The 12614-nt window shown below is 44.5% G+C and carries 10 protein-coding genes; 3 read left to right on the top strand and 7 right to left on the bottom strand.

Annotated elements, in window-relative coordinates; genetic code table 11:
• Positions 1-76: 76 nt before the first annotated feature.
• The 6 genes from HUZ36_RS21760 to HUZ36_RS12155 all read right to left on the bottom strand — a co-directional run bounded on the left by HUZ36_RS21760 (position 77) and on the right by HUZ36_RS12155 (position 7841).
• The gene (locus HUZ36_RS21760; RefSeq protein ID WP_254879548.1) at positions 77-514 is read right to left on the bottom strand and encodes a fascin domain-containing protein; all 438 of its coding nucleotides are present in this window, start codon (positions 512-514) and stop codon (positions 77-79) included.
• Positions 515-868: 354 nt separating this feature from the next.
• Entirely contained in the window at positions 869-2290 is a 1422-nt protein-coding gene (locus HUZ36_RS12175) for a DEAD/DEAH box helicase (RefSeq protein WP_176032988.1), read from the bottom strand.
• Between the two features lie 210 nt (positions 2291-2500).
• Entirely contained in the window at positions 2501-3856 is a 1356-nt protein-coding gene (locus tag HUZ36_RS12170; protein WP_176032987.1) for a DUF1501 domain-containing protein, read from the bottom strand.
• An 11-nt stretch (positions 3857-3867) separates the two neighbouring features.
• Entirely contained in the window at positions 3868-5661 is a 1794-nt protein-coding gene (locus HUZ36_RS12165) for a DUF1800 domain-containing protein (RefSeq protein ID WP_176032986.1), read from the bottom strand.
• A 127-nt stretch (positions 5662-5788) separates the two neighbouring features.
• Positions 5789-7165, bottom strand: a complete 1377-nt coding sequence (locus HUZ36_RS12160; protein WP_176032985.1) for a sensor histidine kinase — start codon at positions 7163-7165, stop codon at positions 5789-5791.
• A gap of 1 nt (position 7166) precedes the next feature.
• Entirely contained in the window at positions 7167-7841 is a 675-nt protein-coding gene (locus tag HUZ36_RS12155; protein ID WP_128732282.1) for a response regulator transcription factor, read from the bottom strand.
• Between the two features lie 203 nt (positions 7842-8044).
• On the opposite strand from HUZ36_RS12155, the gene HUZ36_RS12150 reads away from it, so the two are divergent.
• Complete coding sequence (locus HUZ36_RS12150; protein WP_176032984.1) at positions 8045-9055, top strand: catalase family peroxidase; 1011 nt, start codon at positions 8045-8047, stop codon at positions 9053-9055.
• Positions 9048-9575, top strand: coding sequence for a cytochrome b (locus HUZ36_RS12145; protein ID WP_368659798.1), 528 nt, complete (start codon positions 9048-9050; stop codon positions 9573-9575). The genes HUZ36_RS12150 and HUZ36_RS12145 overlap by 8 nt, the downstream gene beginning before the upstream one ends.
• 452 nt (positions 9576-10027) lie before the next feature.
• Here HUZ36_RS12145 and HUZ36_RS12140 read toward each other — a convergent pair whose 3' ends face one another.
• Entirely contained in the window at positions 10028-11335 is a 1308-nt protein-coding gene (locus HUZ36_RS12140) for an ABC1 kinase family protein (protein WP_252095357.1), read from the bottom strand.
• Positions 11336-11465: 130 nt separating this feature from the next.
• On the opposite strand from HUZ36_RS12140, the gene HUZ36_RS12135 reads away from it, so the two are divergent.
• Entirely contained in the window at positions 11466-12605 is a 1140-nt protein-coding gene (locus tag HUZ36_RS12135) for an EAL domain-containing protein (protein ID WP_176032983.1), read from the top strand.
• The last annotated feature ends 9 nt before the right edge of the window (positions 12606-12614 follow it).

Below are 12614 nucleotides of genomic sequence, written 5' to 3'. Positions count from 1 at the left end.
AACAGCAATTATAACATGGCTCGAATGGATAGCGCGTGTAAGGCCGTGATAAAATTTTTTACCACGGACAAGTGCGTTAAAAAATGATTTTAAACATTTCCCATGAGCAAGGGTAGGTTGCATTACAACCAATAACCGTCGGCTCTGCATTTGCGCCCGAGCCACCATTACCAAGAGCCTGCACATAGTAGCCGTTGACGGATTTGAGCGCTACTTTATCACCGCTTTGGATGAGCGCACCGGGGTTATTTGGCAGTTCAATCGTGAATGTCTCCCAGATAGAGCCTGCGGTTCTATTGGCGTTGAGTTCACCTCCACCACCTTGTTCGGCAACAAAGTAGTAGCCAGATGTAGTCTGAATATGAACTTCATCACCGCTATTAAGGTCTCCGCCATTAATATCTATCAGGGTAAATTGCTCCCAAGGACCTATGGCTAACCGGTTTGCGTTGACCGTGCTGCCGCCGTTACCTTCAGCCACAAAGTAATATTGTCCGCCAGTTTCGAACGACACATTCGCGTAGCTAGTGGGGCTACAAGGCAGCGTAGTAAAAGTAAGATCTTCACCTTGGATTGTGGTGCGTGGGGGTTTTGGATCTCCACGGAAGCGAAAATGGTATTCAGTCCCACAGCTTAGGTTTGAAATTTGAGCACTTACGGGGCCATTTACTCCAGGTGATGTTGCTTGCAGGTTGGGTTAGATACTGTGTACCCGCGTGCGCTAAAAAGGTACTGCTGAATGCAGTCAATAGTAGTAACTTGAACTTATTCATAGCCTAGCTCCTTTGACGAAAAAGGCTGTTACGATTAACAGCCTTTTTTAGCTTAGGAGAAGGTGTCGTAAATGTTATTACACCTGCTTACACCTTTAATTGCCAGAAGTGGGCTTATGGCGTGGTGCACGCTTGTCTCCAGCGTGTTGGTTCTTTGGCTTATTGGTAGACTGTGATGGGCGACGCCTGCGGTTGCCATTGTTGTTACCAGTAGGTTTGCCGTTACCACTTGGCTTATTATTACGAGGACCTGAATTTTGCTTGGGTTTGTTTTTCGGCTGAGCAGAAGCTGCTTGCTCAGCGTCTGTTGTCTTTGGCTTTTTCGGTTTCTTTGGTTTTTTCGGCTTGATTGGGCGCGTATCTAACTTTGACTCAGGTACGGCAAGTTGCGGTTCAAATCCAGGTTCCACTTTACGCGGCACCAGCTGTTGAATTAGTCGCTCAATACCAAATAAATCGCTTGCGGTTTCTTGGGTAACAAATGAGATAGCTTCACCCGTTGCACCAGCACGGCCAGTTCTACCGATACGGTGAACATAATCTTCGTAAACATTTGGCAGGTCAAAGTTAACCACGTAGGGCAGTTCCTGAATATCCAAACCTCTTGCTACAATATCAGTGGCAACAAGCACACGTACTTCACCGTTTTTAAAACCAGCAAGGGCTTTCATACGAGCACTTTGACTTTTATTACCATGGATTGCTGCGGCATTGATTTTGGCTTTTTCTAGATCCTTAACCAAGCGGTTCGCCCCGTGTTTTGTGCGGGTAAATACCAACACTTGTTGCCAGTCATGCGTTTGAACTAAATGTTTGAGTAAGTTGGTGCGCTTACTTTTATCTACTGGATACACCCACTGAGTAACACTTTTGGCGGTGCTATTAGCAGGTGCCACAGAAACCTCTATAGGATCATGGATTAATCCTTTTGCTAACGCTCTAATCTCTTCAGAGAAAGTTGCAGAGAACATCAAATTTTGTCGACGAGCGGGTAGTACTTTGATGATGCGTTTGATATCGTGAATAAAGCCCATGTCTAGCATGCGGTCGGCTTCATCCAGTACCAGTACCTCAAGGTCATCAAATTTGACCGCATTCTGTTGGTAAAGGTCTAGTAATCGCCCAGGTGTCGCTACTAAAACATCAATGCCTTTACGCAGCTTCATCATTTGCGGGTTGATCTTCACACCGCCGTAAACGACTTCAGAGCTGATAGGGAGGTGCTTGCTGTAGAGTTTAACACTTTGCCATACTTGATCAGCAAGCTCACGTGTTGGTGTTAGGATCAAGGCCCTTACATGGTTGGCTTTTGGTTTAGAGCCCGACATCAAGTTTTGTAGCAAAGGTAGCGTAAAGCCAGCGGTCTTGCCTGTACCGGTTTGCGCTGCGGCCATCACATCTTTCCCAGCTAAAATGGCGGGAATAGCTTGTTCTTGGATCGGCGTTGGCTGGTCGTAGCCTTGCTCAACAACGGCTTGATTTATTTCTGGGGCTAAACCTAGGTGGCTAAAGCTCATGATTTGTTACTCTGTAGTAGGCGGCGGGCAAGAGTACAGTATTTACACCAGTTACGCAATTTTGCCACCGCCTAAATTACTGTTAAGTGTTCTCAGCTACGTATAGTAGATTACTGGGGTTTAAAAGTACGCTGTTCCTCGCACCTATATCAGTGATAGCGTTCTCGAGCATATCAGCACATCCTTGTGTGCTTAATTTCGAATAAAAATCTACCCTTTGAATAAACTGAGTTTACCAGAGAAGTTTTTAAGGTTTGGGAAAATCTGCAGCAGTGCACTGTCGTCTACCCCCATCCAGCTACCAAGGCTTGCAGCCAGTTGGTCAACAGCTGTGGTGGGAATGAGCCTGCCGCTACCCGCATCAAAGGCATGGTTTAATTCTGGAGGAGGGATATCGCCGAAAATAGTGCCACCATTGACTGCACCACCCATAATAAAGTGATGAGCGCCCCAGCCATGATCAGTACCATCACCATTGACAGCAAGGGTACGACCAAAATCAGATGCGGTAAATAAAGTTACTTGCTTCTCTAACCCTAAGCTGGCAATGGCCGTATTAAACGCCACAAGTGCGCCATCAAGCGCTGATTGCAATTTAGGCAAGCTCTGAGCTTGACCTGAGTGAGTATCAAATCCACCCATGCCAACAATATACACTTGTCGTTTGGTGTTGAGTTGCTGCCTTGTTGCAATACTTTGGCAAACATTCTTCAGCTGTTGCGCCAATGGTGTGGTAGGAAATTGTGGTAAGGTAAAACTGGTATTGGCAATGGCATCATTGTATTGCGAATTTGCCGCCATGGCGCTGCGAGTAAGCGTATCTAGGTCTTGCTGAAGTATATTATTGCTACTACTGTTTTCTTTGCCCGCAAAGTAGTCAGCGATTCCTTGGTTGTTGTCGAACTCTTCTAAGATTTCTATTATTCCAGCTTTGCCATCACTCACATGGTATGGAAAGGTATTACTGCCGGTTAACCACAGATCAGCCTCGGCTGTGGTAATGGCATTAAAAGGCGTCTGCTGCGTTTTTCCTGTATTGATAAGCGCATCATTAATTAACCCGCCCCAACCAAATTGTGCCCCTTCCGTTTTACCAGACATCCAAGTTGACTGCTGATCATTATGAGAAAACAATCGAGGAGGCACACTTGCAGTGGCTTGTTCTAGATGCGAGGTATTAACAGGTTCAAGTAATGGTCCAACATTGCCAATTACAGACAGTTGTCCTTGATCGTAGAGTTTCGCAAGGCCCGCCATTTCTGGAGGTAAGGCAAATTTGCGTTGATTAAATCGAGAGGGAGTACTGAGGGCGTGCAAATTTTGTGGTGTTCTTGGCGTAGGGTAAGCACTGAGTAGTGAGGATCTGTGATTTGCCCACTGTTGATAGTTACTGTCATCCAGAGGAATAATCGTGTCATGGCAGTCCATTCCACCGTATAAAAATACACAAACAAGAGCTTTATAATCTTCGCCTTGTTCTGCTGCCACAACGGCTTGACTCAACGAAAGCAAGGACGTTGACATCATGGTCGCACCGCTTAGTTTCAAAAAATCACGTCTTTTCATCTTGTCTAGTCCTATTTTTGAATCAAATAATCTGCTGAGGTCATCACGAGTAAAATCGCCCATTGCACTCGAATAAGGCTATCTTGTGGTTCCTCCATCGGTAGTGTCTCAAGAATTTGGGTGATCTTATTCACGGTATGCTCAGTGAGCTGATCTGCGCTTAGGAGTAGATTTAAATGAGCCAATAGCGCTTTTGGGTCATCTGCCAAAGTGAGTTCGTATTCATAGTCTGCAAGAAAGCTATAAACAGCTTGACGAGCATCAAGCGGTATATTTTCGGCGTCATAATCCGCTTGTAAATCAGCCACATCAACATCTTGTTGATAGCCAAAAATATAATAGGTCATAAAGTTAATATAACCTGGGATTGACGAGGCGTTGGTAATTTGGAACTCAGGTGCAACCAGTTGGTTTTGCGATATTAGCGTTCCTGGTGCACTGTAACCCGGGCGAAAAAAGTTAAATACGCTACTTGAACGATAGGGGTGTTGATTTAATGCGTTTGCTGAACGAGTATCCCATAGTGGCTCTTGATACTCAGGCGTAATATTTTTTACCTCGAAGGCTCGTGCCCACTGCGTAAATCTTAATATTGGCTCTCTTAACTTGCCACTGCGCGCTGTTTTCTCGCTCCTAGCTTCTTTATCAAAGATAATTGCTGCAATCGTTGCGGTTAAATCTCCCCGTTGGCTAGCGCCCACTTTAGTACCGTCGGGCAATACGTAGCTACCAGAATCAAAGCTTTCTACTGCCCGAGCGACATAGCCAGATGAAGGGTTTGATGTTACTAAACGTTGGATTAACTGCTTAACCACAAATGGCCCAACATTAGGATGCGAAAAGATATGATCTAATGCGAGCGTGATTGATTGGTTGACATCGGTGCCAGCAGCTATGGTGTAGCCTAAAAAGGATTTGGCTTTAGTCGAATGTAGTTCAGGGTCTGCGACCATAGGTAGCGCGTACTCCTCTTGAGCGGCTTGTTCGGCGCCTGACTCATCAAGCACTAACCCAGTAAAAACACGGGCAAGACCAGTAATATCTTTATTGGTATACAACTCAATGGCTTGGTCATTGCTATCGCGTTTCTCGCTACCGTCTGGGTTTAACTCAACAAGACCCAAAGTAAAGAGCTGTAAGATCTCCCGAGCATAATTCTCATCAGGCATCCTGCCTGTTTGCTCGTCTCCCTTTTGGTTTCCTAAATATGTTAAGTAAGTTCCCATCGCGGGTGAGTAAGTTACCGCCTGAAGCAGCTCTCGATAATTGCCAAAGGCGTGCTCAATGAGTATATCTTGAAAGCGTGCTACTGCCGCTGGGATGTCAGTGAGCTCGTCACCACCGGCATTAGAAACCACCAAAATCTCAGATAAAGCGAAAGCTACTCGCTGACGCAGCTGATCTTCGCCAGTGATGGCATCTTGCCAAAACCCAATACTTGTTGATTCTACGAATAGGGTATTAAAACCGCCGTCTTCGGGGGTATATTTTGCAACTGAATTCATTTTCAAGCTTGGTTTTAGTGCTATTTGGTCGATGAACCATTTAGAAGCAGATTTGCCGACAAGCGTGTTGAGCTGTTGTGGTGTAGCGCCAAAAGTCGTTTGGTGTAAAAACGAGGCCGTACTTTGTGGTGTCGCAAACACATTATCCACTGCAATAGGCTGCGATGGCTCGGTAATTTCAGTGTTGTCAGTGAGCTGCTGATTGGCTTGCGCGACTTCGGTTTCTTGCGCACCGCCACAGCCAGTCGCTGATAGGGTTAACACACACCAAACTGAAAAGTATTTAATGACTGATCTCATAACTTAACTCAAATAGTGAACGATAAGCTATGAGTGTAGGATGATTTTTGACTTTAGTGTTTTACAAGTTTGCGTGCGAAACCATACAAAATTGTAAACTAACCAAGTCGAAGCTCAGCTCAATCTATTAATGAGTTGGCACTTCAATATTAAACACAGCGCCCGGTTGACCCTCAAGCAAATAAATCCGAGCCTCATGTATGTCACAGATTGCTTTGACAATGCTAAGCCCGAGCCCATTACCTGAAGAGGAACGGCTGGTATCGGCACGATAAAAGCGCTCGAAAATATGTGCTTGGTCTGATGTTGCGATGCCAGGGCCATTATCACCGATTTGTAGTAATACGCCAGATGAGTGACTTTGCAGCCTGATCCATACAGACGCCCTTGGATTAGTATATTCAAGTGCATTTTCTAACAGGTTACAGACCAATTGCGCGAGCAAATCCGCATCTCCATAACAGCTGATATTTGGCAATATCGAGACGGATAAGGTTTTTTCTGCGTCTTCAAAAACCGGAGTGAAGCTATCAGTTAGATCTAAAAGCAGTGTTGATAAGTCAATCTGTTTAAAGCCTTGTTGATATTTTCCAGATTCAATACTATTCAAGCGGATTAAATTATTAAAAGTCGAGATGATTTTTTCTAATTCTTCACAGGCCTTTTCAAGGTGAACGGCTAATTGTACCGGATCGTCTATGTCTTGACCCATAGATTGTAGCCGGTTTGCAACGCGGGTTAGAGGCGTTTTAAGGTCATGGGCAACTCCCACAGACATTGTTTTAATATTGTGATGGAGCTTGGTAATTTCGTCGAGCATCGTGTTGATCACACTGCATAATTGTAGCAGCTGTGGGTCATCGCTTTTTGCGACGGTGCGATGCAGCTCAGGTGCTTTAGCCACTAAAGAGAGTTGTTGACTCAGCTTGGTAATGGTATTGCCTTGCATTTGTCTAAAATAGACAAAGATGAGCAAAGGCGGCAGCCAGCAAAATATCGCTAGCCACACAATAAATTGTTTTCTAGCGTCCTGGGCAATAACAACATCGTGGTCAAGACGCTGCCATAGATGTAAATAAAGACCATCGTTGATTTGCTGTGCCTGATAAAAAATGTGTTGTGCTGCTTCATCTATTTCTGTTTGTAGCTGCGGATTTGCGGTGTTTGCTCGCTCAAAACCTATATCGCCACCAGCGATTGTTACGTCCTTTTGGTATAACGCCATAAGCCAGCCTTCCTCTTGCCAATGCTCCTGCGCTTCTTCTTTGGTCCAAGTTTCATTTTCTGCTAACTCAAATACTTCTACCAAAGACTCCAACCCATCACTATGGTAAAGCTCGACGGCTTCCTCAATAAGTTCAAGCATTTCGGTTTGTTGTCTGGACTGTTCACTTTGAGACACAAAGTGCGATACCAAAAGTGCTAGACCACATGTTAGTATCCAACATAGAAAAGAAAATTTAAACGCCAGTACCAAATGGTATTTTTGAGTATTCGTTTTCATATTATTGTTCAGAAAGTAAGTAGCCACTGCCACGAATGGTTTTGATAACTTCACTGTTAAAAGGCTTGTCTAACTTGTTACGTAAGCGGCTGACATGTGTTTGAACTAAACTGGTTTTTGGGTCAAAACTAAACCCCCACACGTGTTCTAGCAGCATCGTTTTGGTAACCAATTGATTAGGGTGAAGCATTAAAAATTCCAAAATCTGATACTCTTTTGGCATTAGCTCAATCTCGTTTTCACCTCTAAATACTTGCCTTGATGTTCTGAGTAGTTTTACACAACCAACTTGTAATTCATTCACGGTTTGCGCAGCTGGTTTGCGTCGATACAGTGCTTTTAGTCTTGCATGCAACTCGACAAATGCAAAGGGCTTAACTAAGTAGTCGTCTGCGCCAGCTTCCAAGCCTTCAACCCGTGCTGCGGTGTCACTCAATGCCGTTAGCATAATGATAGGAGTTAAGATGTGGCTTGCTCGAAGGATTTTTACTGCGTCTAGGCCATCCATCGACGGCAGTAGCCTATCAAAAATAATGGCATCGAATGAGGTGGTGGAGGCTTTTATTATTGCATCTTTTGGGCACTGCGTATGATCCACAGATTCTCCAGCTTGCTTTAAGCCATTACAAATAAACTCTGCAGTGTCGTGGTCATCTTCTACAAGCAATATCTTCATTGTGCGGTTTGTTTGGTCGTTTAGCTATAGCATAACGCAGTTTTCAACGGGTTCAGAATACAATTTTGTAAGATTATTGGAGCGTAGCGGTGTGAAATTTTTTTGCCGGAACCAAGGTCTGATGAGTGGCTGTCCATAAGCGAGTCGGCACTCGCCAGCGCAGTTTGTTATCTCAAGCTCGGTTTAATGAGGTTTTTATTTTTATGATTAGATATTCCTTGGCAAGGTTTTATGGAATAAGTGCGTTCGTCGCTTGGTATGGCGCGGTGCTATTTTTGACGCAACCGGCGCAGGCAAGCACAAAAGTTACCGCCCAACAATTTGTTGATTTACAACAAGGGCAATCACACTTTCCCGGGTTTAGAAGGGCGCATGCCAAAGGCGTTTGTGTGTCGGGAGAATTTGTATCGAATGGGTCGCTAACGCACTATTCGGATGCTGAAGTTTTTAGTGCAGGCGTTCACCCCTTTATTGGCCGGTTTTCTATCGCTGGTAACAATCCACATGCTGATGAGTTGAGTGCGCCTGTTAGAAGTTTTGCACTCAGCTTTGTTACCGGTTCAGAGCGTTGGAACATAGCCATGAATACACCTCCGGTAATGGCTGTGAGCAATCCGCATGACTTTTATCAGCAACTTGTCGCCATAAAGCAGGGTGGTGATGCAATCAAGGCATTTTTTGCTAAGCATCCTGAAAGCGCAGACTTTTTAGCATGGAAAGCAAGTTACACACCCACTGAAAGTTTGGCACTCGAGACTTACCATAGCATCAATGCCTTTTACTTACATGATGCACGAAGCAATAAGCAGGCCGTACGTTGGCAAATGTTACCATTAGGCGAGGCGAGCAAAAACCCGTTTACAGACAGTGCGGCGCTGCAAAAAGAGCTGGCGGCTAGAATTGCACAGGGCAATGTTCGTTTTACATGGCAGTTTACTCTTGCGGCACCGGCTGATGATGAAAATAACCCCGCTATTCAGTGGCCAAGTAATCGGGCTCAAGTAAACGCAGGGGAAATTAACATTACCCAGTGGCAACCACAATTGGAAGGAGCGTGCCATGCACTGAACTTTGACCCTTTAATCTTACCGACGGGGTTATCGGCAACAGCCGATCCTATTTTAAGAGCACGTTCGGCCGCCTATGCTGAGTCTTATAGACGCCGTGCGAAAGAACAGTTAATAGTGGCATTGGGAGGGAAAGAAAGTGAATAAGCTGGTGACTCGCTATACTTTTACTATGCGATTATTACACTGGTCGATGGCGGTTTTGATATTGTCTATGGTATGTGCAGGACTTGCCATGGTGAGCTCACTGGAGCCATGGCAACTGAGCTTACTTGGATTGCATAAGTCATTTGGCGTGCTGGCGTTAATATTACTGATATTGCGTTTTATCGTGCGAGTACAATCGATAGCCCCAGCGCTGCCATCAACAATGCCCGTTATTCAAGTTAAGCTGGCAAAGTTTAGTCACTGGCTTTTGTATTTTTTAATGTTAGTCATACCGGTTAGCGGTCTATTGATGCAGTACTTTGGTGCAAGACCAATTGTCGTGTTCGACCTATTGACTATGCCAGCGGCAATGGTGGCAAATATTGAGTATTTTGCTGTATTTCGTGAGGGACATGGTTTTGCGGTGCTACTACTGTTACTTGTTCTGGTCGTTCATATTGGTGCTGCATGTTTCCACCATTTTATACGCAAAGATGGCGTGTTTAAAAGCATGCTGTAATTGACGCAGAGTCGTTGTACGTAAAAACAGTTAATCACTGCGCTATAACACTAATGTGCAATATCGGTCTCGAACGCTCCCATGTTGCACATGGTTTATTAAATGGCGCTAACGCTGCGCTATTTCACAGTTTCTGGCGAGTTTTTATCATCACACAGGGCGCCAAAGTCGAGTCGCACAAGGTAAATAACGAGTGTTAAGTAACGAGAACCAAAAAAGTTTTGGATATCTTGTATGTGTTATTTGAACTAGCTGGTCTTTTTCAGACCGTTGTCATAATTTGTCTCTCAATCCATTGAGTGCAGGCTTAAAGTGTAGACGGTTGCTTTGGTATACACATATTAGCGGTGGGTGTCAGCGACTTTGCGTTGTAATGATTATCCGGCCGGCTCTAGTGGTATTGTGCTGTTGGATTGTGTATTTTACTCAAACAACAGCCTCCTTACTTTAGTCTAACTTAAGTAGCGTTGCAGTGGCGTTAAGTCTACTTTGGCTTGCAATTTGGCTGCGATTAAATATAACCCCGCCAGCTTTCGATGAATAAATAAAGCGTCTACAGGTGGTGTGTGCCACTCGTTGGAATAGCGATTTAAAGCCAGTCCTTTTTCACTTATCTCTTTACTTAGCTGGCTGTTAGCAAAATCAAATGGGCCGTCACACCTAAGTGGAGTTGTTGCAAGTAAAAACAGCTCAATAACCGCGTTACAGTACTCGGGTGCAATATCAGTATCAAAATATCCAATGTCACATGCAGCCTGCTTAACAGCTTCACGGTTTTGCTCTCTCGCTGCCCGTAACAGGTTTTTATACCCAACACTAATCGCATCGTTGACGATGCGCGTCGCGCCAAAATCTAATAACACGATTTGGTGGGTGTCTTTGTTATATAAATAGTTACCAAAGTTAGGATCTGTTTGTATCAATTTAAGCTCAAACATTTCGATAAAGAACAGCTCAATGAGTGCAGTCATTATGTCATTGCGAACAGATTGTGGTAAAGCAACGGTCTCTGCAAGCGGCGCGCCACAGACATATTCCATACTCAGCAGATGCTGGCTACTTAGCGCTTGATGTACAGCTGGGACTTTAAAGCGCGTGTCATCAGAAAGTCCTCTGGCAAATTGCTGTAAATAATTTGCTTCTAATTGGTAATTGGTCTCCGCGAGAAGCTGCGACTTTGCTTCCTCAATTAAAGGAGCAATACTAACCCCTTTAGGAAGTAGCCCCGTCATTTTGATTAGGCTCGCGACATTGTCTACATCGCTATGAATACTTTGAGCCACTCCTGGATATTGTATTTTGATTGCAAGAGGCTGCCCATTCTCGGTGGTTGCTTTGTGCACTTGCCCAATCGACGCTTGTGCAAAGCTTTTCAGTTCAATATGACTAAACTTATCGAGCCAGTCCTGCCCTAATTCATGCTCCAAGACACCAATGAGCTGCTTATGTGGCATTGGCATAGCGTCTGCACGTAGGTGAGTCAGCAGCATGGCAAGTTCCGGTGGTAGCAGATCTCCAGCATCCATTGAAAGTAACTGTCCTAACTTCATTGCGGCACCGCGCAAGTGACTCAGCTTCTTCGCAACTGCATCAATATTTTTGCTCTGTAGCAATAGATCGTTTCGTTTCACAGGTTGCCCTTGAAGCGCCTGCTTTGCGCCTTCAAATAACATATTTGATGCAACTTGACCTGCCAATCCACCCAAATGAGCAAGGCGACTCAGCCTTGATGATGGTACCTTTCGCGAATGATTTTTCAAACCTAACCTCTTAGCGGTACAGCGTTATGGTTACACAATACGTCATAACCTTATCTCGGGTTCACCTCTTAGTGAACGGATCAAAGCGTGACTGCGTATATAACATGAGTTTCCATTTATGGAGGATGCTATGTGGTGCGCAGATTGTGAAGCAATAGAGTCGTATTTTTTCGATAAAACATATTTTTGGTTTTTCTTACCGACTGGTAATGCAGAGCAAAACCTAAAGCAGATGTGTACCGAAATGGCCTTAACTCCAGAAGGGGTAGAAAGCAAATGTGTGAAAGTTGTAGTAGAAAAACGCGGCCTTAGTACATTTTTAAACAATATAGGCGGTTGCTTAGCTGGCCCCGAATTTGGCCAATCTAAAGTGACGACTATGGCACATGATGGTCATCCGGATATTAGTGCGATTAGTCGAGTGGCAAGTGTCGAAACATTCGTGCGCCGTTATCAAGCGCGTTGGATAAAAACGGCAGTTGACAACGAGACCTACCAAAGTTGGTTCCAGCCTATTGTGAGAGCATATTCAGAACCGGGAAACCTAGATGTGTTTGCCAATGAAGCGTTATTTAGGCTATTCGATAATGAAAATAATATGGTGCCGCCAAACTTCGTTTTTAACTTAGCTGAGCAAAGCGGATTACTCTTTTCTCTTGATTTAATCGCGCGAAAGTCTGCTGTAGAGCATGCCGCAAAGGCGGGTTTACACTCAAAAATATTTATAAATTTCAACCCTTCCAGTATTTACGATCCGTCATATTGCTTACGTTCAACAGCCTCTGCTATCAGCGAACTTGGGTTTCAGCCACACGACATTGTATTTGAGGTCACCGAGACACATCAAGCCCGTGATATGAATCACTTAAGAGGTATTTTGGCATTCTACCGAAGTTGCGGTTTTGGCGTTGCACTAGATGATATTGGTTCTGGGTGGTCCAGTTTAAATATGTTGGCGCAACTAAGACCGGACTATATAAAGATAGATATGGAATTAGTAAGACACATAGACTCCAATCAACACAAAAGAAACATTGTCTCTCATCTTATTCAGCTTGCTCATGAAAACGGCATCGCCGTGATAGCTGAGGGTGTAGAGAGTCAACATGAAGCGCAAGTGCTACGAGAAATTGGAGCTGACTTTTTACAAGGCTATTACTTTGCAAAACCAGCGGCATTGAGTTCTCGGTTCTCCAACAATCTTGAAGACGAAATTACGCAAGGAGTGAAGCCTCTATCGAACGCAGCTCACAAGTTTGATACGTTGTGATGGACAAGC

The sequence above is a fragment of the Pseudoalteromonas sp. McH1-7 genome, from assembly GCF_013366255.1.
In the GTDB taxonomy this organism is placed as follows: Bacteria; Pseudomonadota; Gammaproteobacteria; order Enterobacterales; family Alteromonadaceae; genus Pseudoalteromonas; species Pseudoalteromonas peptidolytica.
This window is presented reverse-complemented; position numbering and strand designations above follow the sequence as displayed.

What these genes read in the sequence shown, in the direction of transcription:
- HUZ36_RS12175 (WP_176032988.1), bottom strand. Translation starts at nt 2,290, where the DNA reads ATGAGCTTTAGCCACCTAGGTTTAGCCCCAGAAATAAATCAAGCCGTT.
- HUZ36_RS12170 (WP_176032987.1), bottom strand. Translation starts at nt 3,856, where the DNA reads ATGAAAAGACGTGATTTTTTGAAACTAAGCGGTGCGACCATGATGTCA.
- HUZ36_RS12165 (WP_176032986.1), bottom strand. Translation starts at nt 5,661, where the DNA reads ATGAGATCAGTCATTAAATACTTTTCAGTTTGGTGTGTGTTAACCCTA.
- HUZ36_RS12160 (WP_176032985.1), bottom strand. Translation starts at nt 7,165, where the DNA reads ATGAAAACGAATACTCAAAAATACCATTTGGTACTGGCGTTTAAATTT.
- HUZ36_RS12155 (WP_128732282.1), bottom strand. Translation starts at nt 7,841, where the DNA reads ATGAAGATATTGCTTGTAGAAGATGACCACGACACTGCAGAGTTTATT.
- HUZ36_RS12150 (WP_176032984.1), top strand. Translation starts at nt 8,045, where the DNA reads ATGATTAGATATTCCTTGGCAAGGTTTTATGGAATAAGTGCGTTCGTC.
- HUZ36_RS12135 (WP_176032983.1), top strand. Translation starts at nt 11,466, where the DNA reads ATGTGGTGCGCAGATTGTGAAGCAATAGAGTCGTATTTTTTCGATAAA.